Here is a 25,805-nt window from a genome sequence, read left to right on the forward strand (position 1 = left end):
ACGGGTCCGTTGACGCCTCCGCCGACCCGCCCTCCGGGGCGTCCGCAGGGCGGTCCGTCGACCGGGTCCGGTTACGGGATGCGGCCCAGGGCCCGGTCGATCTCCTCCTTGGTGGCCGGGCGCGGCCGGGCGTTCTTCAGGACGTCGGCGGTCTTCTGGGCGCCCTCGATGGTGCGGTGCGGCGGCTCGATCTTCTTGAACGAGCGGTACGCCAGCATCCCGAGCAGCGCCGCGAGCACCAGGTAGGCGCCGGCCACGATGAGGAAGGACCAGCCCAGGGACAGACCCAGCGCGTGGATGCCGAAGGCGGCGGCGGCGCTCAGCATCGGGATGGAGAACAGCGCCACCACGCCGGCGACCGTCAGCGAGACGCCGCCGGACACGCCGCGCTTGACGTCCGCCCGGATCTCGGCCTTGGCGAGCGCGATCTCGTCGTGGACGAGCGCGGACAGGTCGGCGGTGGCCGCCGCGAACAGCTGCCCCACCGAACGCTCGCCCTCGTAGGGCGCCCGGCCGTTGCTGGACGGGTCTGCGGCTCCTGCGGGCATCAGCGGTTCTCCTCTGCGGCTGTGCGGCGTGACGCCACCGCGGATCTGCGGTTCCGGGGGCCGGCGGGGGTCCGGAGGCGTCAGTGGATTGTCGACAGCTCAGAATCATGCCCCTACCGGTCAGTCGCACACCACTCCGGGGCCCCACGGGAGGGACGTGTCCCGCCCGCGGACGGCCTCCGGGCCTGCCCGAGGGGTCTCCCGACGGGACCTCCCGGACGGGGCCTTCCTGACGGACTTCCCTGACGGCCTCCGGAAGGGCCGTCAGCGGCCCGTCGCCGCCCCGCCCGTTCCGGACCCGTCGGCCCCGGCGTCCCGGGCCCGCTCCGAGACCCGCGCCCGCCAGGCCGGGTCGTCCTGCTGGTAGACGTCCGGGACGCCGTCCCCGTCCACGTCCCGGTCCTCCTCCTCGCACAGCGCGCGGTAGTGCCGGTTGCGCAGCTTCAGCAGCACGGTGGCGACCACCGCGCAGAGCAGCGAGCCGAGCAGCACGGCCGTCTTGGCCCGGGCGGCGAGCGCCGGGTCGTCCGGGAAGGCCAGCTCGCTGATGAGCAGCGAGACGGTGAAGCCGATGCCCGCGAGCACCGAGACGGCGACCATGTCGGCCCACCTGAGCTGCGGGTTGAGCTCGGCCCGGGTGAACCTGGCGGCCAGCCAGGTACCGCCGAATATGCCCACCGACTTGCCGACCAGCAGGCCGACCACGATGCCGATCGGGGCAGCCTGGGTGAACACCTCGCGCAGTGCCGGGCCGGAGATCGTCACCCCGGCGGAGAACAGCGCGAACACCGGGACGGCCAGCCCGGCCGAGAGCGGGCGGACCAGGTGCTCGATGTGCTCGCCGGGGGACTGCCGCTCGTCGCCCTCCCGGTGGCAGCGCAGCATCAGACCCATCGCGACGCCGGCCACCGTGGCGTGGACACCGCTCTCGTGCATCAGTGCCCAGGTCACCACGGCCAGCGGGACGAACAGGTACCAGCCGTGCACCCCGCGCCGGTGCAGGAACCAGAACAGCACCAGCCCGGCGAGGGCCAGTCCGAGCGCCCAGAACTTGATGCCGGAGCTGTAGAAGACCGCGATGATCAGGATCGCGATCAGGTCGTCGACGACGGCCAGGGTGAGCAGGAAGGCGCGCAGCGCCGAGGGCAGGTGGGAGCCGACCACGGCCAGCACGCCGAGGGCGAAGGCGATGTCGGTGGCGGTCGGGATCGCCCAGCCGCCGGGGTGCCCGCCGCTGCCGGAGTTCACCACGGCGTACAGCACGGCGGGCAGCGCGACGCCGCAGACGGCGGCGATGACGGGCAGCACCGCCGCGCTCGGGGTGCGCAGCTCGCCGGCCACGAACTCGCGCTTGAGTTCGATCCCGGCGACGAAGAAGAAGATCGTCAGCAGCCCGTCCTTGGCCCAGGTGGCCAGCGAGAGGTCCAGGTGCAGCGGGGCGGAGGGGCCGACGGTGTGGTCGAGCACGCTCGTGTACGCGTCCGGCCAGACGTTGGCCCAGATCAGGGCGATGACGGCGGCACCCAGCAGCAGCACGCCGCCGACCGTCTCGGTGCGCAGGGCGTCGGTGATGAAGGTGCGCTCGGGCAGTGACAGCCGGCCGAGGAACTGCCGGCGGCTGGTCGTCGGCTCGTGGACGGGCGGCTGGTCGGTCACGGGGGACCTCCTGGGCTGGGAGCGGCAACGGATGCACGGGTGGTGCAGTTGCCGACCAGACTTCCCGGCGCGCCCTGTGACGCCCGGATCCCCGGCGGGGGATCTTGATGCGTCCTTAACAGTCTAACGGGAGGGTGGGCGACATTCGGATTGTCCTGTTAAAGGACTTAAGCCCTGCGGACCGGTTCTGCACCCTGGAGGAGGAGCCCTCCGGCACCCGAATGGCCCGGGCCGCATGCAGGTGGGTGAACGGGTTCCTATCGTCGTTCGCAGGCGCCGCCCGGTCCGGGCCGGCGCGGAACCCCGGTGGTTCCCCCTTTCCCACGATCCGCCCGCTGGAGGCACTCCCATGCCCGCTGGCACGACCATGCCCGGTCTGCCCCTGTTATCCGCCGTGCCCGCGGCCCCCGCGGCCCCCGCAGCCCCCGCCGGGGCCGCCGTCGCCGCCGCTGCCGACGCCGCCGCCGATTCCGCCGACGACCCCGCCTATGCCACCGTCGAGGTCCCCCCGGACCTCGACCGCTTGCTCCGGCCGCTGTTCCTCACGGCCGGTCAGGGCGGGGGCGTCGCCGTCGCGGTGATCCGCGGCGAGGAGCGTGCGGTGGCCTGCCGGGGGCACTCCGACCGCTCCACCGAGCTCCCGATCCGGGCCGACACCCGCTTCGAACTCGGCTCCGTCACCAAGACCTTCACCGGACTGCTGCTCGCCGAGATGGCCGCCCGCGGAGAGGTCCGGTACGACGACCCGATCGACCGCTACCTCCCGGCGGACGCCCTCCCCGGCTACCCGCACGAGCGGCCGATCACCCTGCTCCACCTGGCCACCCACACCTCGGGCCTGCCCCGGCTGCCGGTCGGACTGCCTCCGGCGGCGGGCCCCCGGTGGTTCACCCGCCCGTACGCCACCTTCGGCCCGGCGCACCTGCTGGGGGCACTGCCGAGGACCCCGGTCCGGGGCACCCCGGGCACCCGGGTGCGCTACTCCGACCTCGGCTGCGGACTGCTCGGACTGCTGCTGGCCAACGCGGCCGGGCAGCGCTACGACGACCTGCTGGCCGCCCGGGTCTGCGGGCCGCTCGGCCTGCTGGACACCTCCTGCGGCCCCGGCTGGGACGACGCCGGCGGGTACCGGCGCGGCCGCCGGGTGCCGTCCTTCCGGCTGCCCGCCCTGCCGGGCGCCGCCGCCCTGCGCTCGACCGCCGACGACATGCTCCGCTACCTGCAGGCGCACCTGTCGCTGGACGCCGTCCCGCTCCCCGAGCGTGCCGACGCGGCGGCCCTGCGGACGGCGCTCGGCGACGTCCGCCGCCCGCTGATCGGACGGCGCCGGGGCAGCGGCACCCGGCTCTGCCTGGGCTGGAACCAGCGTCTGCTGGCCGGGAGCAGGCGCGGCCCCGGGACCGACCGCCGGCCCGGGTTCGAGCCCGGCGGCGGGCCCGAGCCCGGGTGCGACGAGGAGGTCGTGTTCCACACCGGGGCGACCCGGGGGTGCCGCACCTTCGTCGGGTTCAGCCCGCAGGCCCAGGTGGGTCTGGCGGTGTTGGCCGGAGCGCGGTCGCTGCGCGGTCGGGGCTTCGTCCAGAGCTCCTACGAGACCCTGCGCGCCTTGGTCGCGCAGCGCACGGCGCCCGGCACGACGGCGGGGTGACGCCGTTTCCGCCGCGCGGCCCGTGCGGCGACGCCCTGGTGTCGCCGTCTCCGTGGACGCCCTCGTGACGACGTCTCCGTGACGTCGTCTCCGTGCCGACGGAACGGCTGTGCCCCGGACGGTGACCACCGCCCGGGGCACAGCCGCTGCCTCAGTCCGTTCAGCCGTTGCTGCCGGCCTTGTCCGACGGGGGCAGCTGGGCCTGGATCTGGCTCATCACCGAGCTGTCGGCGAGGGTGGTGGTGTCGCCGACCTCGCGGCCCTCGGCGATGTCGCGCAGCAGGCGGCGCATGATCTTGCCGGAGCGGGTCTTGGGGAGCTCGCCGACGACCTTGATCTGCTTGGGCTTGGCGATCGGGCCCAGGGTGCGGCCGACGTGGGCGCGCAGTTCCTCGACCAGTTCCGGGCTCTCGGTGGCGCCGCCGCGCAGGATGACGAAGGCGACGATGGCCTGGCCGGTGGTGGCGTCGGTGGCGCCGACCACGGCGGACTCGGCCACGGAGGGGTGGCCGACCAGGGCCGACTCGACCTCGGTGGTGGAGATGTTGTGGCCGGAGACGAGCATGACGTCGTCGACCCGGCCGAGCAGCCAGATGTCGCCGTCCTCGTCCTTCTTCGCGCCGTCACCGGCGAAGTAGCGGCCCTCGAAGCGGGACCAGTAGGTGTCGATGTAGCGCTGGTCGTCGCCCCAGATGGTGCGGAGCATGGAGGGCCAGGGCTCGGTGAGGACGAGGTAGCCGCCGGAGCCGTCGGGGACCTCGGTGCCGTTGTCGTCGACGACCGTGGCGGCGATGCCGGGCAGGGCGCGCTGGGCGGAGCCGGGCTTGGTCTCGGTGACGCCGGGCAGCGGGCTGATCATCATGGCGCCGGTCTCGGTCTGCCACCAGGTGTCCACGATCGGGGCCTTGCCGGCGCCGATGTGCTCGCGGTACCAGACCCAGGCCTCGGGGTTGATCGGCTCCCCGACGCTGCCCAGCACCCGCAGGCTGGACAGGTCGAACTTGGCGGGGATGTCGTCGCCCCACTTCATGAAGGTGCGGATCGCGGTGGGCGCGGTGTAGAGGATGGTCACGCCGTACTTCTGGACGATCTCCCAGAACCGGCCCTGGTGCGGGGTGTCGGGGGTGCCCTCGTAGATGACCTGGGTGGCACCGTTGGCCAGCGGCCCGTACACGATGTACGAGTGACCGGTGACCCAGCCGATGTCGGCGGTGCACCAGTACACGTCGGTCTCCGGCTTGAGGTCGAAGACGGCGTGGTGGGTGTAGGCGGCCTGGGTCAGGTAGCCGCCGGAGGTGTGCAGGATGCCCTTGGGCTTCCCGGTGGTGCCGGAGGTGTAGAGGATGAACAGCGGGTGTTCGGCGTCGTGCGCCTCGGGGGTGTGCTCCGCGGACTGGCGGTCGGTGATCTCGTGCCACCAGACGTCGCGGCCCTCGGTCCAGGGGATGTCCTGGCCGGTGCGGCGGATGACCAGGACGTGCTCGACGCCGTCGGCCTTGGTGAGGGCCTCGTCGATGGCGGGCTTGAGGGCGGAGGGCTTGCCGCGGCGGTAGCCGCCGTCGGCGGTGATGACGAGCTTGGCCCGGGCGTCCTGGATGCGGGAGGCGACGGCGTCGGCGGAGAAGCCGCCGAAGACGACGGAGTGGGTGGCGCCGATGCGGGCGCAGGCCAGCATCGCGACGACGGCCTCGGCGATCATCGGCAGGTAGACGGCGACGCGGTCGCCCTTGCGGATGCCGAGTTCCAGCAGGGCGTTGGCGGCGCGGGAGACCTCGTCCTTGAGCTGGGCGTAGGTCAGGGAGCGGCTGTCGCCGGGCTCGCCCTCGAAGTGGATGGCGACGCGGTCACCCAGGCCGTTCTCGACGTGGCGGTCGACGCAGTTGTAGGCCACGTTGAGCTTGCCGTCGGCGAACCACTTGGCGAAGGGCGGGTTGGACCAGTCGAGCGTCTCGGTGGGCTCGACGGCCCAGCTCAGGCGGCGGGCCTGCTCGGCCCAGAAGCCCAGACGGTCCTCGGAGGCCTGCGCGTACGCGGCCGCCGTGACGTTGGCGGCTGCGGCCAGCTCTGCCGGCGGGGCGAAGCGCCGCTCCTCCTTGAGCAGGTTGGCCAGGCTCTCGTTGCTCAACACGCACTCCTCATCGAGTCATGATCGGGGACGATCCCGTGCGTGGGGATTGTCCCGTGTGTCCCAGCGCACAGCTCACCAGGCGAACGGGTCACTTGACAAGAGGCTCCCGGTAATTGGTGTAGACCTTTGGCCGAGGATCGGACAACTGCCCGTACGGTCCGCCGCGCGGGAGCGGAAGACCGTACGGGCTGGTGGGTCCGTGCCCCGGCCCGCCCGGCGGGGACACGGACCCGGCTCTCAGGCGGCCAGTCGGGCGCCCTCCTCGCCGCCGCCGGCCGTGACCCGGCCGTCCGTTGTCACCCGTTCGGCCGATGTCCGGTCGTGCTGCCCCCCGGCCCGGGCCTCGACCGGACTGAACGTCCCGGCGGCGCGGTCCAGGACGTACGCCTGGGCGGTCGCGAAGTCGAAGTACATCCCGACCAGCCGCAGGGTGCCCTCCTCGACCCGGCGCTCCACCGCCGGATTCGCCATCAGCTGGTCCAACTGCTGGACCACGTTGGTGATGCAGAGCTGCTCCACGGGATCCGCCACCGGCCGGCTGGTGAACTCGGCGGGCACCCGGCGGAGCCGGTCCAGCGAGCCGCGGCCGTTGCGCAGCCAGCGGGCCAGCGGGGTGGGCGGACCGGGGAGCTCGTGCACGCCGTCCAGCAGGGCCTTCATCGCACCGCAGCCGGAGTGGCCGCAGACCGTGATCGAGCGCACCTCCAGCACCTCGACCGCGTACTGCACCGCGGCGGCCACCGAGTCGTCGGCCGCGCCGGGTTCGAAGGGGGCCGGCACCAGGTTGCCCACGTTGCGGACGGTGAAGAGGTCGCCCGGGCCGCTGTTGGTGATCATGCTGGTGACCATCCGCGAGTCCGCGCAGGTCAGGAAGAGCTGCGAGGGGGTCTGCCCCTCCCGGGCCAGCCGGGCGAGTTCGGGCCTGATCAGCGGAGCGGTGTGCAGCTGGAACATCTGGACCCCGTCCAGCAGCCGGCCGTGCGGGTCCTCCTGCTGTTCGATGCAGTGGTGGCCGACCCAGGGCGTCCAGGCCCGGCAGCGGTGCGGTCCGGGTGAACTGCCCGTGCGGACGGTGCCGTCGGGATCGAGCACCTCGTCGTCCTGGCGCCGCGTCACCATCGAGACCCGGCCGCCCGCGTCCTGGTGCCCGGTGCGCCAGCTGTGCAGCGTCTCGTAGGCGGCGTGGTCGAGGAAGGAACCGTCGTGGACCACGGTGACCTCGGCCCCGGCCGGGACTCCGGCCAGCGCCCGGCTGAGCCGGGGGACGGCGGTGAAGGTCAGCGGGCCGTGCGTCTGGACGGTGACCGAGCCGTCGGGCCCGGTCTCCACGTCCACGTGGGCGCGGGTCAGCCGGTAGAGCGCGAGCAGGACGGCGGTGCCGGCCCCGATCGCGACGCCCCACAGCACACCGGCCGCCACCACGGCGACCACGGTGGTGAGGTAGACCGGGAACTCCCGGTGCCGGTGCACGTTGCGGATGTGCGCGAAGCTCACCATCTGCAGCCCGACCACCAGCACCAGCGCGGCGAGCGCGGCCAGCGGGATCCGGCGCAGCCCGCCGGTCAGCGCCAGCGCGGCGGCCAGCACCCAGACGCCGTGCAGCACCGAGGCCCACCTGGTCCGTGCGCCGGCCTGCACGTTGGCGGTGCTGCGCACCGCGCCGCCGGCGATCGGCAGTCCGCCGATCAGGCCGCTCACCAGGTTGGCGAGGCCCTGGCCGCGCAGCTCCCGGTCGAGGTCCCCGGTGCGGCGGGACATCCGGTCGATCGCGACGGCGGACAGCAGCGACTCCACGCTGGCGACGGCGGTGACGGTGAGGACGGCGGCGACCAGTTCCAGGACCGGACCGTGCGGCAGGGCGGGCACGAAGGAGTGCGGCTGCCAGGCGGGCAGTTCGATGTGCGCGAGCCGCAGGCCCAGGGCGAGCGCCAGCCCGGTGGCCAGGGCGACGGCCGCCAGCGGGCCCGGCACCTTGGCCAGCCGGGCGCCCAACCGGCCCGCGGGGCCCGGGAGTCGGCCTAGACGGGGCCAGCCGAGCAGGACGGCCACGGTGACCGTGCCGACCAGCAGCGCGGGTGGGTGCGGACCTGCCAACTGCCCTGGCAGGGCCAGGAGGTTGGCGATCGCGGAGCTCTGCGGTGAGCCGCCGAGCACGACGTGCAGCTGGGCGATGGCGATGGTGAGGCCGACCCCGGCCAGCATGCCGTGCACGATCGCGGGCGAGACGGCGAGCGCCGTCCGGGCCACCCGGCGTACGCCGAGCAGCAGTTGGAGCAGTCCGGCGGCGAGGGTGACGGCGCAGGTGGCCTGCCAGCCGTACCGGGCGATCAGCCCGGCGGTGATCACGGTCAGCGCTGCTGAGGGACCGCTGACCATGAGCGCGGTGCCGCCGAACAGCCCGACCACGATGCCGCCGACGGCCGCGGCGGCCAGGCCCGCGGTGAGCGGGGCGCCGGTGGCCAGCGCGATGCCGAGTGAGAAGGGCACGGCGATCAGGAAGACCACCAGCGAGGCGGAGAGGTCCTGCGCCCAGCGGACCCGGGCGTCGGGGCCCGGTGGTGCGTGGTCGGTGGTGTCGGAGGCGATGGGTGCACTGGAGATGTCGAGGGTCATTGTCTTCCCGTCTGTCCGGGGGAACGAACGCAGTCAGGTCCGGCGGTGAGTCCGGGGTGGGGCTCCGGGCGGATCGGCTGTCGTGGGTCGCGACGGTGTGGCGGGATGGCGTGGGCACGGCGGGGAGTGCGGGTGTCACCGGCCGGCGTTGACCATCAGGCCCGCCGGTGGACCGGGCGAGCTGCGGGACGTCTCGCCGAGGACCGTCGGGTCGGACCATCAAGACTCGGTAAACCGAGGGTAATGAAAGCTTTGCACAGCGTCGTCGCGGGAGGGAAGCGGAAAACCCCCTGGTTCACCCCAATGGGTGGTGTTCGAATCGGCGGGATTCTGCTGGTGGCGGGGCCGGAGCGTCCGAACGCGCGGGGCGCGGCCAACGGGCGGACACGACGAACGGGCGGATACGACGAACGGGCCGCGGCCTCCCCGGGGTCGGGGAGGCCGCGGCCCGTTCGGGCGCGGTGGCGCGGGCGTCAGACGCGGGCGCCCGCCGGGGCCGGCCGCTCGCCGCCGTCCGCGAACTCGCCCAGCACGAAGCCCTCGTCCACCTGGGCCGCCAGGTCGACGCCGACCTTGGCGTTCCCCCAACTCTCCGCGTTGCGGCGGTGGAAGAGCGCGGCCTGCTCGCTGTAGCGGCGCGCGTCGCGCCGCCCGTACGCCGCTCCGGCCTCCGTCCGCAGCCGCTCCAGCACGGCCCGGTTGGCCGGCTCCAGCGCCTTCAGCGGCGGCTCGGCGCCCTGCTCCAGGCGGCGCACCCAGTCCGACTGTCCGAAGGTGGTGAGCAGGTCGTCCCCGACCTCCCGGCGCAGGAACGCCAGGTCGTCCGGGCCCTGCACCTTGTTGCCGACCACCCGCAGCTGGACGCCGAAGTCCCGGGCGTAGTCCCGGTACTGGCGGTAGACGGAGACGCCCTTGCGGGTGGGCTCGGCGACCAGGAAGGTCAGGTCGAAGCGGGTGAACAGGCCGGAGGCGAAGGAGTCCGAGCCCGCCGTCATGTCGGTGACCAGGTACTCGTCGGGGCCGTCCACCAGGTGGTTGAGCAGCAGCTCCACCGCGCCGACCTTGGAGTGGTAGCAGGCCACCCCGAGGTCCTCCTCGGTGAAGGCGCCGGTCGCCAGCAGGCGGACGGAGCCCTCGTCCAGTGCGATCGGCCGGGCGCAGGCGGCGTAGACCGGGTTCTCCTCGACGATCCGCAGCAGCCGCGAACCGCGGCCGGGCGGCGTGGTCTTGATCATCTCCTCGGCCGAGCGGATCAGCGGGTTGCCGCCGCGCAGGTACTCCTTGATCTCCGGCAGGTGCGCCCCGAGCGACGGCAGCTCCGCCGCCTGAGCGTCCGTCAGCCCCAGGGCCGGGCCCAGGTGCTGGTTGATGTCGGCGTCCACGGCGATGACCGGTCGGCCCGCGGCGGCCAGGTGGCGGATGAACAGTGCGGACAGCGTGGTCTTCCCGCTGCCGCCCTTGCCGACGAAGGCGATCTTCATCTGGGGACTCCGGCTCTCGCTCAGGGCCCTCGCTCCGGGGCCGCCTGCCCGGGGGCGGCGCACGACGGCCGCGCCCCTAGTTGGAAATAGTTATCGTCTCCGATAGTGGTCATGCTAGCCGGGGTTTGGGTCCCGCCGGGGGAGGGAAGTGAGGATTGCCTCTAACGGGTGATGCGGGGTTGCTGTTCCGGGAGGGGCGGCCCGTTCATTACTCTCGGGTAGGTGAGCACTGGAACAGATCCCCTCGCCCCGCTGGCCCAGCTCCCCGGGGTGCCCGACGCGGTGGCCGAGGTGCGCAAGGCCGTCGACCGGCTCTACGGCCACCGGGTGATGCGCCGCCGCGCGGCCGAGGTCACCTCCGAGTCCGCCCTGCGCGGCGCCCGCGCCTCGGCGGCCCTGGCCGGGGCCGACTGGCCGCTGGAGGAGGTCCGCCGTCGCACCGACTTCGGTGCCGACCCCGACGCCCGTACGGTCGGCGCGTCCCTGCGGATCGCCGCAGAGGCCGGCCAGCTGCTCAGCATCTGGCGGCACTCGCCGCTCCAGGTGCTGGCCCGCCTGCACCTGCTCGCGGTCGGCGACGGCGATCCGGCCGCCGGGCGCCCGCGCCGGGCGGGGGAGGGTGCCGAGGAGCTGTTCCCGCTGGACCTGGAGCCGGTGGAGAGCGTCCGGGTCGAGCTCGCGGACGGGCCGCTGCCCGAGCTGCCGCCCGCCCCGGGCGCGGAGGAGGTCGCGGCCCGGCTCGACCAGCTCTCCCGGCTGCTGGTGGCGCGCGCGGAGGGCCAGGGCGTGGGCACGCCGGCCCTCGTGGTGGCTTCGGTGGTGCACGGCGAACTGCTCGCGCTGCGCCCGTTCGGCGCGTACAACGGCGTGATCGCGCGGGCCGCCCAGCGGATCGTGCTGATCGCCGAGGGCCTCGACCCGAAGGCGATCTGCCCGGCCGAGGTCGGCCTGGCGGAACTCGGCACCGGCACCTACCGCCGGGCCCTCGCGGGCTACCTTGCGGGCACGCCCGAGGGGATGGCGGCCTGGATCGCGCACTGCGGCGCTGCGCTGCGGCTCGGCGTGCGGGAGAGCACGGCGGTCTGCGAGGCGATGCAGCGCGGAATGGCCTGAGCGGGGGCGCGGGCACGAAGATGCGGCGGCACCTGATCCTGCTGGGTGCCGCCGCTGGTGCAGATACCGGGTGACCATGCATGCACCGGAAGTGCCGATCAGACGGGGATCCTGCCCGTTCGTCTGGTCCGGCGGCCCGACAGCGGGTCGGCTGCATGTGGGTGCTCGGATATCTGTACGCGCGGTCCGTGGGGCCTGAACTGCGTTGTCGGTTTGACCTCTTCGGTCCTGACCGGGTCTCGCGGGCCGTGCTTCATTTGTATCGCGTTTCGGGCGAAAGGGGAACCCGAAACGAGAAGTCTGTGTCGATTGCCCGTTTTGTCCAGGAAGGGCCCGGTGCGGGCCTCAGGCGAGCGGGCGCCGCCGGCGGGCCAGGTACCAGATCACCCCGGCCGTCACGGCGGCCGCCGCGACCGCGACCGCGGTCAGCACCGAACCGCTCGGAGCGGAGAACTCCGGCAGCCGCCGCCGCAGTTCCACCGGCTTGTCGAAGACCAGCACCGGCCACTCCCGGGCCTGCGCCTCCTTGCGCAGCGCGCGGTCGGGGTTGACGGCCGACGGGTGGCCGACCGCCTCCAGCAGCGGCAGGTCGGTGGAGGAGTCGCTGTAGGCGTAGGAAGCGGCGAGGTCGTAGCCCTCGACCGCGGCCAACTCCCGGATGGCGGCGGCCTTGTTCTCGGCGTAGGCGTAGTACTCGATCTCGCCGGTGTAGCAGCCGTCCTCGACCTTCAACCGGGTGGCGATCACGTGGTCCGCGCCGAGCAGCGCACCGATCGGCTCGACCACTTCGGAGCCGGAGCTGCTGACGATCACCACGTCCCGGCCGGCCGCGTGGTGCTGCTCGATCAGTGAGGCGGCCTCGTCGTAGATGATCGGGTCGATCAGGTTGTGCAGGGTCTCGGCGACGATCTCGCGGACCTGCTGGACGTTCCAGCCCCGGGTGAGCGCGGAGAGGTACTCGCGCATCTTCTCCATCTGGTCGTGGTCCGCGCCGCCGACCAGGAAGACGAACTGGGCGTACGCACTGCGCAGTACGGCCCGACGGTTGATCAGGCCGCCCTGGTAGAAGGGGCGGCTGAAGGCCAGCGCGCTCGATTTGGCGATGATCGTCTTGTCGAGGTCGAAGAAGGCCGCCGTGCGCAGCCCGCCCGGCCGGGGGCGGACGGGCGCGCGGAGCTCTCCGGGCCCGGTGGTGCCGCCCTGGGACTCGTCGGCGTGGTCGTCGGCGTTCTCGGTGGTGTCCACGGGAACCGAGGATAGAGGGAACCACAAAACACCCCGCCATTCGGCGTACTCGTGGGCGTGCGGGTTTGTGTTTCTGGCCGCTCGGGTACACCATGGAAGTCACGGATCGTTCGCGACCGTGCTAACCCGGTCCGGCTCCTCCCCCCCGAGTCGGGCTGTGGATAGACGACCCCCGCTCTCCCCCCCGGCGGGGGTCGTCGCACGTCCGGGGCCATTTTCAGGGCCTGAAAGCCCTTCGCGGCGCGATCGCCGCGGGTCCCGTCGACGGTGTACGGGGGGTGTCGACACCCGGGTCCGTCGTCCCCCTTTCGTCACTCTGCGTCGTTGTTTGCTCATGACTGCCGAGGAGCGAACGGCCGGTTCCGATCGGCGGCTCGGGGCCGTCCGCAGGGGGGCGGGACAGCGGCCGGCAGGTCGGCGGGAGATCAGCGGGAGATCCGCCGATCACCGTACGGCGGGCCGTCGGTTCATCTCGGCGACTCCTTTCGTCAATTCTTCGCCGAATAACCCCCCGCCCGGGTGAACGTTTTCATCCACAGCCCACGAGTTATCCACAGGCAATCGGAACGTGGATGACGGAATCCGGATCTCCCCCCACCGTGATGGTCGGCGGCGGTCGCCGGACTGGGCCTCATCCCCCTTCCTCTCCGAGGTCTGTCGGGCGGCCGTCCGCCGGAACCGTCCGACGTGCGCCGCGGCCGCCCCCGGTGGCCGCGGCGCGGAGGGGAGACCACCATGTCGACGCCGATCGCCGACCACGTCACCGCCGAGGGCCCCGGGGCCGGCGGGCCGCTCGTCGTCACCGAGGACCACGGCCTGGCCGAGCACCTGCTGCGGCTCTGCGCCGCGGCGGGCACCGAACCGCGGTTGATCCGCGGCGCGCCGCCGACGCGGGAGCTCTGGGAGGGCGCCCCGCTCGTCCTGGTCGGGGACGACCAGGCCGTCCGGTGCGCCGAGTTGGGCCGGCGGGGCGGGGTGCTGCTGCTCGGGCTGGACCTGGACGACCCCGGTGTGTGGGCCAGGGCCGTGCGCCTCGGCGCCGAGCACGTGCTGTTCCTGCCGGACGCCGAGGCCTGGCTGCTCGACCGGATCGCCGACGCGGCCGAGGGCGGCGGGCCGCCGGCGGTGACCGTCGCGGTGCTCGGCGGCCGGGGCGGGGCGGGTGCCTCGACGCTGGCCTGTGCCCTGGCGGTCACCTCCGCGCGGTCGGGCCGCCGGACGATGCTCATCGACGGCGATCCGCTGGGCGGCGGTCTCGACGTCCTGCTCGGCGGCGAGATGGCCCGCGGGCTGCGCTGGCCCGACCTGGCCGGCTCGCGCGGGCGGGTCAGCGGGGCCGAGCTGGCCCGGGCGCTGCCGGCACTCAAACGGCTCTCCGCGCTGGCGTGCCTGTCCTGGGACCGCAGCGACACCCTGACGGTGCCGCCGGAGGCGATGCGCAGCGTGCTGGCCGCCTCCCGGCGGCGCGGCGGGCTGGTGGTGGTCGACGTGCCCCGCCACCTCGACGCGGCGGCCGGGCAGGCGCTGGAGCAGTCCGACCTGGCGCTGCTGGTGGTGCCGGCCGAACTGCGGGCGGTGGCCGCCGCCGACCGGGTCGCGGCGGCGGCCCGGATGCGGCTCGGCGACGTCCGGGCCGTGGTGCGGCCGGTCCGGCCCGGCGGGCTCCCGGCCCAGCGGATCGCCCGCGGGCTGCGGCTGCCGCTGGCGGGGGAGTTGGAGCCGGAGCCGGGCCTGGCCCAGGACGTCGAGAAGGGCGTCCCGCCCGGGATCCGGGAGGGCGGCCCCCTCGCGCGCTTCAGCGCGAGCTTCCTGACCGAGGTGCTGCCGCCGGTGCCGGCGGTCGGAGGAGGTGTCTACTGATGGTCCGTCTGCGCAGAGCAGGCCTCCGCGGTGGCGAGCCCGGTCCGGGCGCCGGTGCGCGGGAGCACCGGCCGCTGCGGAGCGTGCCGCCGCCCGGTGAGCGGCCGCAGGCCGGGCACGGCCCCTGCCCGTACGGCCGGACGGCCCGCGAGCAGCGGTCCGCGGCCCTGGTGGACGCGGTGCGGCTGCGGCTGGCCGAGTCGGGTGCGGCCCCGACTGCGGGTTCGGTCGCGGCCGCGCTGCGGGCCACCCGCCCGCCGCTCGGCGGGGACGAGGTCCTGGACACCGTGCGCTCGCTGCGCGCCGAACTGGTGGGTGCGGGCCCGCTGGACCGGCTGCTGGCGGCGCCCGACGTCACGGACGTCCTGGTGAACGGTCCGGACGAGGTGTGGGTCGACCGTGGCGGCGGCCTGCACCGGGCCACCGGAGTCCGGTTCACCGACGCCGAGGCGGTGCGGCGGCTGGCCCACCGGCTGGCCACCGCGGCCGGGCGGCGGCTGGACGACGCCCGGCCCTGGGTGGACGCCCGGCTGCCGGACGGCACCCGGCTGCACGCCGTGCTGCCCCCGATCGCGGCCGGCTGCACGCACATCTCGCTGCGGGTCTGCCGGCCCCGGCCGTTCACGCTCGACGAACTGGTCGCGGGCGGGGCGCTGCCACCGGAGGGCGCCGCGCTGCTGGCCGGCATCGTCCGGGCACGGCTGTCGCTGCTCGTCTCGGGCGGGACGGGCTCGGGCAAGACCACGCTGCTCGCGGCGCTGCTCGGCCTGGTCGGGCCGCAGGAGCGGATCGTGGTCGCCGAGGACTCCGCCGAGCTGCGGCCCGCCCACCCGCACGTGGTCCGGCTGCAGAGCCGGCCGCCCAACCAGGAGGGGCTGGGCGAGCTGACCCTCCGGGACCTCGTACGCCAGGCGCTGCGGATGCGTCCGGACCGGCTGGTGATCGGCGAGGTGCGCGGGGCCGAGGTGTCGGACCTGCTGGCCGCGCTGAACACCGGGCACGAAGGCGGCTGCGGCACGGTCCACGCCAATACGGCGGCGGACGTGCCGGTGCGGCTGGAGGCCCTGGGCTCGCTCGCCGGGCTGGACCGCCCGGCGCTGCACAGCCAACTGCGGGCCGCACTGGAGGTGGTGGTGCACCTGGTCCGGGAGCCGGGGTCGGGGCGGCGCCGGGTGGCGGAGATCCACACCCTGTCCGGGGACCGCGACGGCCTGGCCGTGACCACCCCCGCGGTGGCCTTCCCGGCGGAGGGCGGCCTGGTCCCCGGGGCGGGCTGGGAGCGGCTGGTCGGGCTGCTGGCGGCGCGCGGGGTGTCGTCCGGAAGCGGGCGCGAGCCCGGACCGGCGGGGCCGTCGTGAGGGCCGCGGTGGTGGTGGCGGCCGGGCTCGCGGGCGCGCACGTGCGGGCGGCGGAACTCGCCTTCGTCCTGCTGCTCGGCGGGTGCGCCGCGGGCGCGCTGGCCCTGCTCGGCGGCCGGAGCGGGAAGGAGCGATGACGGATGACGGCGGAGGTCAGTGGCATGACGCAGGGTCGGTTCGATCTCTGCTGGGCGGTGGTGCTGTGCCTGGCCACCCTCGCCGGGTGGCGCACGCTGCAGGGGTGGCTGCCGGGCGGGCGGCGTTCCGGGCTGGTGCTCGCGGGCATCGGGCCTCCCGCCCGACTGCCCGATCCGGGGCCCGCGGTGCGGGGCCGGAGCCGACTGTCGGAGGTCCTGGGGCCTGAACTCCTCTCCCTGCCGGTGGGGTTGGCCGCCGGGCAGGCCGCCGCCTCACCGGTGCCGGTGCTCGCGGCCGCCCTGGCCGTCCTGCCGCTGCGCCGGTGGCGGTTGCGGCGGCGGCTGGCGGCGCGGGCCGGGCGGCGGGCAGCCGCCGTGGTGGAGCTCTGCGCCGGGCTGGCCGGGGAGTTGCGCGGCGGGGCGACGCCGGAGCAGGCGCTGCACCTGGTCACGACCCGGATCGCCGCCGATCCGGACGGGCGGCGCGGGCTCGGCGAGGAGCCGCTGGCTCGGCTGGCGGCGGGCCGTTACGGCGGAGACGTGCCCGCCGCGTTCCACCTGCTGGCCGAACTGCCGGGCGGCAGTGGGGCGGCGGCCATCGCGGCCTGCTGGCGGGTCGCCGCGGACAGCGGGGCGGGGCTGGCCGCCGCGCTGGACCGGGTCGCGGAGGCGCTGCGCGGGGAGCGGGCCCTGGCGGAGGAGATCGCCGGGGAACTGGCCGGGCCGCGGACGACGATCGCCGTCCTGGCCGCGCTGCCGGGCGCCGGGCTGCTCCTCGGCGCGGCGCTGGGGGCCCGCCCGGTGGCCGTCCTGCTGCACACGCCGGCCGGGCTGGGCTGTCTCGTGGCCGGGGCCCTCCTGGAGGGGCTGGGCGTGCTCTGGACGGCGAGCATCGTCCGGTCGGCGGCCCGGGGCGCGCTGGAGGCTCCTCGGGGGCGTGGCGAGCCCCGGCGAGCGCCCGGCGGTCCGCCGCGCGCTCCGCGGACGGGCGAACGGATCTGCGGGCTGTCGCGGAGGCGGGCACTCGGTGCGGGGACGGGGGCCGGGTGATGCGGGGTGTCGAGTGGGCGGCGGCCGGACTCCCGGTCGTGGCGGCCGCCGCGGTGCGGACGAGGACGCTGCTGCGGGGGCGGCTGCGGCGTCGGCAGGCCCTCGCCGGGGTCCATGGCGCGCCGGGGGCTCCTCGGAGGCGTGCGGCGCCGCCGGACCGGCGTGCCGAACGTCGGCGGCGGGCGGCCTCGGCCGTCGTCGCGGGGCTGGCGGTGGCCCTGCTGCTGGGCGGAGGTCCCGGGCTGGTCGTCGGGGTGCTGGCGGCGCTGGGTGTCCATCGGTGGTCGGCCGGGGCGCGATCGCCGGCGGACCGCCGGGCCGCTCTGGAGGAGGAGCTGCTGACCCGCCAACTCCCCCTGAGCGCCGAACTGTTGGCGGCCTGCCTCGGGTCGGCGGCGCTGCCCTCCGAGGCGGTGTCGGCGGTCGGCCGGAGCGTGGACGCGCCGATGGGGCCCCGGCTGGTGGCGATCGGGGCCGAACTGGCCCTCGGCGCACCGCCGGAGCTGTGCTGGAACCGATTGGGGGAGCGGCACCCGTCGCTGGCGCCGTTGGCGCGCTGCCTGGCGCGGACGAGCCTGAGCGGCACCCCGGCGGCCGGGCCGCTGGTCGGCCTGGCCCAGGGCCAGCGGACGGCGGCCGCCCGCGCGGCCCACACCAGGGTCCGCCGGGCCGCGGTGCTCGCCACCGCGCCGCTCGGGCTCTGCTTCCTGCCGGCCTTCGTCCTGATCGGCGTCGTGCCGGTGGTCGTCGGCCTCGCCGGCGGCTTCGCCCGGGCGATGTGACCGCGGGCGACGCGAAATGAGAACAACCGAGAGACACGAGAGACAGGAGAGTTCCATGACCGCAGTGATCGCGCTCAGGCCCGCCGACGGGCGACCGCTCCGGCGACTGCTCGGGGCGTGGCGGCGCAGGAGCCGCTGGGCGGCCTGCCGGGTGCGCGGGGTGGCCCGCGGGCGGGCCCGGTCGGACGCCGGGATGACCACGGCCGAGTACGCCGTCGGCACGCTGGGCGCCTGCGCCCTCGCGGCCGGGCTGTACAAGGTGGTGACCAGCGAGGCCATCACCGGCGCACTGACCGACATGCTCCAACGGGCGCTCCATGCGACCTGATCGTGTGGGGCGCGCCCGCCGGGCGTGCCCGTGGCGGCCGGGGCGGCGTGGTGACGGCGGCTTCGTCACGGCGGAGACGGCGGTGGTCCTGCCCGCGCTCGTCCTGCTCGCGGCGATGCTGATCTGGGGCGTGCTGGCGGCGGCCGCGCAGATCCGCTGCGTGGACGCCGCCCGGGTCGGGGCCAGGGCGGCCGCGCGCGGGGACACGGACGCCGCCGAACTCGCCCGCGCGGCTGCCCCGGTGGGTGCGCGGGTCCGGGTCGAACCGGCGGCCGACACGGTGCGGGTGGACGTCGAGGCGCCGTGCGCGGCGCCCGGCCGGCTCGGCGGCCTCCTCGCGGTACGGGTCGGCGCGGCGGCCGTGGCGGCACGGGAGGACGTGCTGGGGGGAACGGCGGAGAGAGGTGGCGGGCGATGGCCCTCCTGACCCGCTGGACCCGCCGGACCCTCCGGACGGGTGTGGAGCGGCTGCGGTCGGCGGCCGAGCGGGTGGCCCGGGTCCGTACCGGACGGGCGGCCGCGGTGGGGCGGGGGCCGGACGCCGGGTCCGCGACGGTCTGGCTGCTCGCCCTCGCGGCGCTGGGTACGGCGGTGTTCGCCGCGACGCTCGCGGTCGGCTCGGTGGTCGCCGCCCGCCACCGCGCCGAGTCCGCCGCCGACCTCGCGGCCCTCGCGGCGGCGGACCGGCTGTTGCTGGATCCGGACGGCGGCTGCGCCCGGGCCGCGGGGATCGCCGCCGCGCAGGGCGCCCGCCTGGTGTCCTGCGCGGCGGACCGGTCGGCGGACGCCGTCGAGGTGGTGGCCGAGGTGGGGGTCTCCGGGCTCCCGGTACGGCTGCCGGTCGGCCCGGCGCGGGGGCGGGCGCGGGCCGGGCCGCTGCGGGCCCCGGTCACCGTCGCCGAGGACGGCCTCGACGGTGCCCCGGGCGGCACGGGGGCGGCCTCATGAACCGCCCGGTGCCCCACCGTCGGGCGCCCCGCCGTCGGGGCCCGCGCCGGGGCCCGCGCCGGGGCCCTCCGCCACCCCGGTCTCCGGCGCTTCGGTCTCCGGTGCCTCTGTCTCCGGCGCCTCGGGCTCCGTCGTCGCGGCTCCCGGCGCGCCGGCCAGCAGGACGTCCAGGAGCCGGACTGCGGCCGCCTTGTCCAGCGGGTCGTTCCCGTTGCCGCACTTGGGCGACTGGACGCAGGAGGGGCAGCCGCGTTCGCACTCGCAGGAGGCGATCGCCGAGCGGGTGGCCGTGAGCCACTCGACCGCCCGCTGGAAGCCGCGTTCGGCGAAGCCGGCCCCGCCCGGGTGGCCGTCGTAGACGAACACGGTCGGCAGTCCGGTGTCCGGGTGCAGCGGCACGGAGACGCCGCCGATGTCCCACCGGTCGCAGGTGGCGAACAGCGGCAGCAGGCCGATCGAGGCGTGCTCGGCGGCGTGGGCGGCTCCGGGCAGCTGGTCGGGCGGGATCTCCGCGTCCAGCAGCTGGTCCTCGGTGACGGTCCACCAGACCGCCCGGGTGCGCAGGGTGCGGGGCGGCAGGTCGAGTTTGGTCTCGCCCATGATCTCCCCGGTGGAGATCCGCTTCCGGAGGTAGCCGACCACCTGGTTGACCACCTCCACCGAGCCGAAGCTGAGCCGGCCCTCGCCCCAGTCGACCGTGGTGTCGGTGTCCAGGACGGAGATGGAGGTGATGTCGCGGGCGGCGGTGGTGTACGGCGGATCGGCCGGTTCGACCAGGGCGACCGAGTTCTCCAGGTCGAGCTCCCGGACCAGGTAGGTGCGGCCCTGGTGGAGGTGGACGGCCCCGGTGTGGACGGTGGTGTGCGAGGCCGCGGCGTCGACCGTGCCGAGCAGCCGCCCGGTGTCGGCCTCGACGATCTGCACCGGACTGCCGCCGCTGCCGCGCAGGTCCACGGCGTCCGCCGCCCGCTCGCGGCGGGTCCAGTACCAGCCGTCGCCGCGCCGGCGCAGCAGGCCGCGCCGTTCCAGGACCGGCAGCAGCGGGGCGGTGGAGGGTCCGAACAGCTCCAGGTCGGCGTCGGTGAGCGGGAGTTCCGCGGCGGCCGCGCACAGGTGCGGGGCGAGCACGTGCGGATTGTCGGGGTCGAGCACGGTGGCCTCGACGGGCGCCGCGAAGAGCGCCTCCGGGTGGTGCACCAGATAGGTGTCCAGCGGGTCGTCCCGGGCGATCAGGACGGCCAGTGCGCCCTGGGCCTCGCGGCCCGCCCGGCCCGCCTGCTGCCAGAGCGAGGCCCGGGTGCCGGGGTAACCGGCCATCAGGACGGCGTCGAGGCCGGAGACGTCGACGCCGAGTTCGAGGGCGGAGGTGGAGGCGAGGCCGAGCAGCCGGCCGGTGTGCAGGGCGCGTTCCAGGGCTCGGCGTTCGTCGGCCAGGTAGCCGCCGCGGTAGGCGGCCACCCGGTCGGCGAGCGGACGGCCGAGCTGGTCCTGGGTCTGGAGGGCGACGAGTTCGGCCGCGCGGCGGGAGCGGACGAAGACGACGGTGCGGGTCTTCCGCTCGACCAGGTCGGTGAGCAGGTGCGCCGCCTCGGCGGTGGCGGTGCGGCGCACGGGCGCGCCGTGCTCGCCGACGTTCTCGGTCAGCGGCGGCTCCCAGAGGCCGAAGACCATCGGGCCGCGCGGCGAGGCGTCCTCGGTGACGGCCACCGACGGCAGGCCGGTGAGGCGCTCGGCGGTCGCGGCCGGGTCGGCCGTGGTGGCGGAGGCCAGCAGGAAGGCGGGTGACGAACCGTAACGGGCGCAGACGCGGCGCAGCCGGCGCAGCACCTGGGCGACGTGCGAGCCGAACACGCCCCGGTAGCTGTGGCACTCGTCGACGACCACGTAGCGCAAGGCCTTGAGGAAGGAGGACCAGCGGGCGTGGCCGGGCAGGATGCCCCGGTGCAGCATGTCGGGGTTGGTGAGCACGTAGGACGCGTACTGGCGGACCCACTCGCGTTCCTCGGGCGGGGTGTCGCCGTCGTACAGGGCGGCGCGGACCCTCGGCGGGGCGAGTTCGGCGGCCCGGCGGCGCTGGTCGGCGGCGAGGGCCTTGGTCGGCGCCAGGTAGAGCGCGGTGGCGCCGCGGCCGTTGCGGGCCTCGGTGCCGTCCAGCAGGTCGCTGAGCACCGGCGCCAGGTACCCCAGCGACTTGCCCGAGGCGGTGCCTGTGGCGATCACCACGGTCTGACCGCTTTTGGCCAGGTTCATCGCTTCTGCCTGGTGCGTCCAGGGCTGTTCCACCCCGACCTCGCGGGCCGCCGCGACGATCTCCGGACGGATCGATCCGGGCCACGGTGAATAACGCGCAGGTCGGGCGGGAAGGTGCTCCGTATGGGTGAGCCGGTCGGACCGCCCCCGAGCAGTGGTCAGAGTCGTGAGCAGTGCCTCGGGCGGGCTGTGTCGGGGCGGCATGAGGACCCAGTGTGTCACCGGCGTGACGGAGAATCGTCGTAAGCCATCGTGCGGGCATGGTCGCAGGTGGTTGAATGTGGCCGTGACGGCCGTACGGCCGTGGGTCGCAGCGCTGAGGCTTGCCACGCGTTGGCTGGGCGCGTCCGGGCTCGCGACCATGCGGTGGCGGCCGTCCGGCCGAGGATCGCACATGACGTAGCAAGGCAAGGTGCTGGAGGTTCCGTGGACCTGTCCCTGTCGACCCGTTCAGTCGGCGATCGCACGGTCGTCGAGGTTGGCGGCGAGATCGATGTGTACACCGCCCCGAAGCTGCGGGAGCAGCTGGTCGAGCTCGTCAACGACGGCAAGTACCACCTCGTCGTCGACATGGAAGGCGTCGACTTCCTCGACTCGACCGGCCTGGGTGTGCTGGTGGGCGGTCTGAAGCGGGTGCGCGCCCACGAGGGCTCGCTGCGCCTCGTCTGCAACCAGGAGCGCATCCTGAAGATCTTCCGCATCACCGGCCTGACCAAGGTCTTCCCGATTCACACCTCGGTGGACGACGCGGTCCAGGCGACCGACTGACGCGGCCGGGCCGGCCCCCGTGGCCGGCCCCGCCCCGTTCCTCGCGTCCGGGGTGCCCGGAGCCCGCGCGGCCCGGCGCGTCCCGGGCGCCTCTGGCCGGTCCACCGGCCCGCAGGGGCCGTACGTCCGGCCCCGGTCGGAGCACCCCGAGGGGGAGAGATGGCAACCGTCGAACTTCGATTCAGCGCGCTTCCCGAGCACGTGCGGACGGCCCGGTTGGTCGCCGCGGCCGTCGCCAGACGGGCCGGGGTCGACGAGTCGGTGCTCGACGAGGTACGGCTCGCGGTCGGTGAGGCGTGCTCGCGCGCGGTCGGCCTGCACCAGCGGGGCGGCATCGGCGGCACGGTCCGGGTCGCGCTGACCGATCAGGAGAAGCGTTTCCTCATCGAGGTCGAGGACGAGGCCGGCCCTGCCGCCGTCCCGGCCTCGGGCGCCGCCGAGGGCGGCGAGCCGGAGGAGGACACCCTGGGGCTCGCCGTGATCACCGGCCTGGTCGAGGACCTGGAGGTCACCGACGGTACGGGTGGTGGCCTGATCCGGATGAGCTGGCCGGTTTCCGTCGCCTCCGTCGCGGTTTGAGGACCCCGCCGGGTGATTCGGTGCGGGCGGCAGGTCCGCCCCTCGGGCGCGCGTTGACAAACTGTTGAGCGTGGCGGTTCGCTGCTTCCGGCACGACCGGGTCCGATCGCTGATCGGATCCCGTCGCGGAAGAGGAAGTCCATGCGGATTCGCATTCTGTGGCCGGCCGGGCAGGCGACCGCCACGCTGACCACCACTCCCACCACCGAGGCGCTCTGGGCGGAGCTGCCGATCAGCTCGTCGGCGAGCACCTGGGGCGAGGAGGTCTACTTCGGCACGCCCGTCAGCGTGCCGCGCGAGGACGGCGCCCGACAGGTCGTCGAGCCGGGCACGGTCGCCTTCTGGACCGACGGCGACAGCCTCGCGCTGCCGTACGGGCCGACGCCGATCTCGCGTGACGGCGAGTGCCGGCTGGCCGGCCCCTGCAACATCCTGGGCGCGCTGGACGGGGACGCCGGGGTGCTGCGCACCGTCCGGCCGGGCGATCCGATCCGGGTCGAGCGGGCCTGAGCCGGCGCCGGGACGGGCCCGGGGCCGGGTGGGCGGGCGCGGCGGGAGCCGGGTGCGGGCCGGAGGCCGGAGGCGGGATCCGGGAACCGTCGGGCGGACGACGGCCGTGTAGGTTCGACGACCGATGACGACCGAACCGAAAGGCTCCTCCCGGTGAACAAGCGACTGCTGGCCGTACCCGCCCTCGGCGTGCTGCTGGCGTTCGGCGCCGTCGGCTGCGGCGGCGACGACAACAGCAAGCAGCTGGAGTCCTGGGCGTCGAGCGTCTGCGGCGCGGCCAAGGACCCGATCGCCCAGGCCCAGACCGCGCTCGCCGACACCGCCCAGGTGAAGACCGGCGAGACCCCGGCCGACCTGCAGAAGCGGCTCTCCACGGACATCGGACGGCTGGTCAAGACCAACCAGGACATCGCGACCGCCATCGACGCGGCCGGTGCGCCCAAGGTGAAGGACGGCGCGGCCCTGCAGAAGGACACCGTCGACGAGCTGAAGAAGGCGGCCGACGGCTACCAGGAGGTCCAGAAGAAGCTGGACGCGCTGCCCACCACCGACCAGTCGAAGTTCGCCGACGCGCTGCGCAGCGTCGGGGACCAGCTGCAGCAGCTGTCCTCGCTCTCCACCCAGGCGCAGAGCAAGCTGCAGCACGGCGACCTCGGAGCCGCGATGGCCAAGCAGGAGGGCTGCAAGCCCTCGCCGGCCTCCGCCCCGGCCGCCGCCCCGACCACCGCCCCGAGCGGAGGCGCGACCGGGGGCGCGACCCCCGGCGCGAGCGGAGCCCCGGCGCCCGCCGGCGCGACGGGCACCCCGGGTGCCCCCGCCACCACCCCCGCGCCCGGCGCGACCGACACCGCGAACCCGGCCGCCGGCGCCACCACTCCGGCCGCTCCGGGCACCACCCCCGCCACCCCGGCGCCCAGCGCGAGCTGACCGGCCCGGCGCACCGCCGTAGGACGCGTCCGGCACATCGCGTCGGATCGGCGCGCGGCGTCGGGGTGCGTGCATCGCAAGGCGGAGGAGGGAGCCACTGCGCCCGGCGGGAATCGTCGGACACGCCGTAGGGGGCCCGAACGTTCACCACCGGGCGCGCGGGGCCCGACGGGGGCGTGCAGGCCGGTTCGGGTCCCGCCGGAGGCTCCTGGTCGGCGGGCCCGGCCGGAGGCGGGCGGTGGGGACCGGCGGGGGACAATGGCGGGGTGATCAGTAGCCCCGTTCTCGACCCGACCCGCCTCGCCAAGCTGCGCGAGGCGCTGCTCGCCGCCTCGTTCACCGCCGACGGGTGCCTGGACCTGCTCGGGCCCGCCGGATACTCGGCGCTGGCTCGTAGCGAGGTGGTCCCGGCCCTGCGCGCGACGCGCGGCGGCAGCCCGCTGGAGACGCTGGTGCGGCTGTTCCTGCTGCAGCAGCCGGTGCCGTACCGGGCGGCCGCCGCCGCGCTGCCGGTGGAGGACTGCCTGGCGGACGGCTGGCTGCGCCCGGACGGGGACCTGGTGCGCGCCACCGTCGACGTCCGGCCGTACGCCAACGAGGTCGCCGGGATGCCCGGTTCGGACGCCTGGGTGGTCTCCGACCTGGGCTGCGCGGTGGGTGGCGCGGGCGGCATCGGCTCCGGTGAGACCGCGCACGGGGTGGACCGCAAGGACCTGGTGCTGGGCGTCGGCGGCGCCTCCACCACGCTCGCCAACATCACCGTGCGCCGACCGGTCCGGGCCGCGCTGGACCTCGGCGCGGGCTCCGGCGTGCAGGCGCTGCACGCGGCCCGGCACGCGGGCACCGTCACCGCCACCGACCTCAACCCGCGCGCGCTGCGCTTCACCGAACTGACCCTGGCACTGTCCGGGTTCGACCACACCGAGGTGCTCGCCGGCAGCCTCTTCGAGCCGGTCGGGGAGCGCAGGTTCGACCTGATCGTCTCCAACCCGCCGTTCGTCATCTCGCCGGCCGGCCGGTTCACCTACCGCGACGGCGGCATGGCCGGCGACGACCTGTGCCGCAACCTGGTCCGCTCGGCCGCCGACCACCTGGAGCCCGGCGGCTACTGCCAGCTGCTCGCCAACTGGCAGCACGTCAAGGGCGAGGACTGGCGGGAACGGCTGGCCGGCTGGGTCGCCGGCACCGGCCTGGACGCCTGGGTCGTCCAGCGCGAGGTCCAGGACGTCGCCCAGTACGCCGAGTTGTGGCTGCGCGACGGCGGTGACCACCGTGGCCCCGGCGGCGACTACCAGGCCCGCTACGGCGAGTGGCTGGACGCTTTCGAGGCGGGCGGGGTCGAGGGCGTCGGCATGGGGTGGATCACCCTGCGGGCGAGCGGCGCCGAGCGCCCGACCGTCCGGGTCGAGGAGTGGCCGCACCCGGTGGAGCAGCCGCTCGGGCCGCACATCGAGGCCTGGTTCGACCGGCAGGACTTCCTCCGCTCGCACGACGACGCGGGCCTGCTCGCCGCCCGCTACGTGCTGGCCGACGAGGTGGTCCAGGAGCAGGTCGGCGCGCCCGGCGCGGAGGACCCGGAGCACGTGATCCTGCGTCACAACCGCGGCATGCGGCGGGCCACCAAGGTGGACACGGTGGGTGCCGGCTTCGTCGGCGTCTGCGACGGGACGCTGTCGGCGGGCGACATCGTGGACGCCATCGCGCAGCTGCTCGGTGAGGACCGGGTGGTCCTGCGGGACCGGGTGCCGGAGTCGCTGCGGCTGCTGACCGAGCAGGGGTTCATCGAGCCGGTCCGCTGACGGCCGGGGTGCCGGGCCCGCGGAGCCCGGGCGCCGGGCGGTCCGGTCGGGCCCGGTTCACCCGCCCGTACCCCCTG

At 75.0% G+C, this 25,805-nt stretch carries 22 protein-coding genes; 15 read left to right on the forward strand and 7 right to left on the reverse strand.

Features of this window, described 5'->3' with window-relative positions; translation table 11 throughout:
- Window positions 1-71: 71 nt before the first annotated feature.
- Complete coding sequence (locus ACIRD3_RS24395) at window positions 72-548, reverse strand: phage holin family protein (protein WP_402220291.1); 477 nt, start codon at window positions 546-548, stop codon at window positions 72-74.
- Between the two features lie 264 nt (window positions 549-812).
- Window positions 813-2,204: a Na+/H+ antiporter NhaA gene (nhaA, locus tag ACIRD3_RS24400; RefSeq protein WP_402220294.1), complete on the reverse strand. Its 1,392-nt coding sequence runs from the start codon at window positions 2,202-2,204 to the stop codon at window positions 813-815.
- Window positions 2,205-2,553: 349 nt separating this feature from the next.
- Between nhaA and ACIRD3_RS24405 the strand changes: the two genes are divergently transcribed.
- On the forward strand, window positions 2,554-3,852 hold the full coding sequence (locus ACIRD3_RS24405) for a serine hydrolase domain-containing protein (RefSeq protein WP_402220297.1): 1,299 nt from the start codon (window positions 2,554-2,556) through the stop codon (window positions 3,850-3,852).
- Between the two features lie 160 nt (window positions 3,853-4,012).
- On the opposite strand, the gene acs is transcribed toward ACIRD3_RS24405, so the two are convergent.
- The 3 genes from acs to ACIRD3_RS24420 all read right to left on the reverse strand — a co-directional run bounded on the left by acs (window position 4,013) and on the right by ACIRD3_RS24420 (window position 10,074).
- Window positions 4,013-5,977, reverse strand: a complete 1,965-nt coding sequence (gene acs, locus ACIRD3_RS24410; protein ID WP_402220300.1) for an acetate--CoA ligase — start codon at window positions 5,975-5,977, stop codon at window positions 4,013-4,015.
- 240 nt (window positions 5,978-6,217) lie between these two features.
- On the reverse strand, window positions 6,218-8,593 hold the full coding sequence (locus tag ACIRD3_RS24415; RefSeq protein ID WP_402220302.1) for a SulP family inorganic anion transporter: 2,376 nt from the start codon (window positions 8,591-8,593) through the stop codon (window positions 6,218-6,220).
- Between the two features lie 473 nt (window positions 8,594-9,066).
- Entirely contained in the window at window positions 9,067-10,074 is a 1,008-nt protein-coding gene (locus ACIRD3_RS24420; RefSeq protein WP_402220305.1) for an ATP-binding protein, read from the reverse strand.
- Window positions 10,075-10,296: 222 nt separating this feature from the next.
- Between ACIRD3_RS24420 and ACIRD3_RS24425 the strand changes: the two genes are divergently transcribed.
- A complete protein-coding gene (locus ACIRD3_RS24425) occupies window positions 10,297-11,187 on the forward strand; it encodes an oxidoreductase (protein ID WP_402220307.1) in 891 nt (296 codons plus the stop codon).
- Window positions 11,188-11,532: 345 nt separating this feature from the next.
- On the opposite strand, the gene ACIRD3_RS24430 is transcribed toward ACIRD3_RS24425, so the two are convergent.
- The gene (locus tag ACIRD3_RS24430) at window positions 11,533-12,330 is read right to left on the reverse strand and encodes an HAD family hydrolase (RefSeq protein ID WP_402220410.1); all 798 of its coding nucleotides are present in this window, start codon (window positions 12,328-12,330) and stop codon (window positions 11,533-11,535) included.
- An 837-nt stretch (window positions 12,331-13,167) separates the two neighbouring features.
- On the opposite strand from ACIRD3_RS24430, the gene ssd reads away from it, so the two are divergent.
- Genes ssd through ACIRD3_RS24470 form a run of 8 tightly spaced genes read left to right on the forward strand, consistent with a single transcriptional unit; the run spans window position 13,168 to window position 18,895 of the window.
- Window positions 13,168-14,292: a septum site-determining protein Ssd gene (ssd, locus tag ACIRD3_RS24435; protein ID WP_402220309.1), complete on the forward strand. Its 1,125-nt coding sequence runs from the start codon at window positions 13,168-13,170 to the stop codon at window positions 14,290-14,292.
- Entirely contained in the window at window positions 14,292-15,650 is a 1,359-nt protein-coding gene (locus ACIRD3_RS24440; protein ID WP_402220312.1) for a TadA family conjugal transfer-associated ATPase, read from the forward strand. Before ssd ends, ACIRD3_RS24440 begins: the two co-directional genes overlap by 1 nt.
- Window positions 15,647-15,787 carry a hypothetical protein gene (locus ACIRD3_RS24445; RefSeq protein ID WP_402220314.1) on the forward strand — a complete coding sequence of 47 codons (141 nt, stop codon included), beginning with the start codon at window positions 15,647-15,649 and terminating at the stop codon, window positions 15,785-15,787. The genes ACIRD3_RS24440 and ACIRD3_RS24445 overlap by 4 nt, the downstream gene beginning before the upstream one ends.
- Before the next feature lie 24 nt (window positions 15,788-15,811).
- A complete protein-coding gene (locus ACIRD3_RS24450; protein WP_402220317.1) occupies window positions 15,812-16,837 on the forward strand; it encodes a type II secretion system F family protein in 1,026 nt (341 codons plus the stop codon).
- Window positions 16,837-17,619: a type II secretion system F family protein gene (locus ACIRD3_RS24455; protein WP_402220319.1), complete on the forward strand. Its 783-nt coding sequence runs from the start codon at window positions 16,837-16,839 to the stop codon at window positions 17,617-17,619. Before ACIRD3_RS24450 ends, ACIRD3_RS24455 begins: the two co-directional genes overlap by 1 nt.
- Before the next feature lie 55 nt (window positions 17,620-17,674).
- A complete protein-coding gene (locus ACIRD3_RS24460; RefSeq protein WP_402220322.1) occupies window positions 17,675-17,947 on the forward strand; it encodes a DUF4244 domain-containing protein in 273 nt (90 codons plus the stop codon).
- The gene (locus ACIRD3_RS24465; protein ID WP_402220324.1) at window positions 17,937-18,374 is read left to right on the forward strand and encodes a TadE family type IV pilus minor pilin; all 438 of its coding nucleotides are present in this window, start codon (window positions 17,937-17,939) and stop codon (window positions 18,372-18,374) included. Before ACIRD3_RS24460 ends, ACIRD3_RS24465 begins: the two co-directional genes overlap by 11 nt.
- Complete coding sequence (locus ACIRD3_RS24470; RefSeq protein ID WP_402220327.1) at window positions 18,362-18,895, forward strand: Rv3654c family TadE-like protein; 534 nt, start codon at window positions 18,362-18,364, stop codon at window positions 18,893-18,895. The genes ACIRD3_RS24465 and ACIRD3_RS24470 overlap by 13 nt, the downstream gene beginning before the upstream one ends.
- Here ACIRD3_RS24470 and ACIRD3_RS24475 read toward each other — a convergent pair.
- A complete protein-coding gene (locus ACIRD3_RS24475; protein WP_402220330.1) occupies window positions 18,890-21,349 on the reverse strand; it encodes a DEAD/DEAH box helicase in 2,460 nt (819 codons plus the stop codon). The two genes, ACIRD3_RS24470 and ACIRD3_RS24475, sit on opposite strands and share 6 nt — an antisense overlap.
- Window positions 21,350-21,571: 222 nt before the next feature.
- On the opposite strand from ACIRD3_RS24475, the gene bldG reads away from it, so the two are divergent.
- The 5 genes from bldG (at window position 21,572) to ACIRD3_RS24500 (ending at window position 25,728) form a co-directional block, all read left to right on the forward strand.
- Window positions 21,572-21,913 (forward strand): anti-sigma factor antagonist BldG, encoded by a 342-nt coding sequence (bldG, locus tag ACIRD3_RS24480; RefSeq protein WP_316522720.1) that lies wholly within the window; start codon window positions 21,572-21,574, stop codon window positions 21,911-21,913.
- A 159-nt stretch (window positions 21,914-22,072) separates the two neighbouring features.
- A complete protein-coding gene (locus ACIRD3_RS24485) occupies window positions 22,073-22,492 on the forward strand; it encodes an ATP-binding protein (RefSeq protein ID WP_402220333.1) in 420 nt (139 codons plus the stop codon).
- A gap of 141 nt (window positions 22,493-22,633) precedes the next feature.
- Window positions 22,634-23,002: a cyclophilin-like fold protein gene (locus tag ACIRD3_RS24490; protein WP_402220335.1), complete on the forward strand. Its 369-nt coding sequence runs from the start codon at window positions 22,634-22,636 to the stop codon at window positions 23,000-23,002.
- A 153-nt stretch (window positions 23,003-23,155) separates the two neighbouring features.
- Window positions 23,156-23,929, forward strand: coding sequence for a hypothetical protein (locus ACIRD3_RS24495; RefSeq protein WP_402220338.1), 774 nt, complete (start codon window positions 23,156-23,158; stop codon window positions 23,927-23,929).
- Between the two features lie 266 nt (window positions 23,930-24,195).
- Window positions 24,196-25,728, forward strand: a complete 1,533-nt coding sequence (locus ACIRD3_RS24500; RefSeq protein WP_402220341.1) for a methyltransferase — start codon at window positions 24,196-24,198, stop codon at window positions 25,726-25,728.
- Window positions 25,729-25,805: the final 77 nt, after the last annotated feature.

It is taken from the genome of Kitasatospora sp. NPDC093550 (genome assembly GCF_044764985.1).
In the GTDB taxonomy this organism is placed as follows: Bacteria; Actinomycetota; Actinomycetes; order Streptomycetales; family Streptomycetaceae; genus Kitasatospora.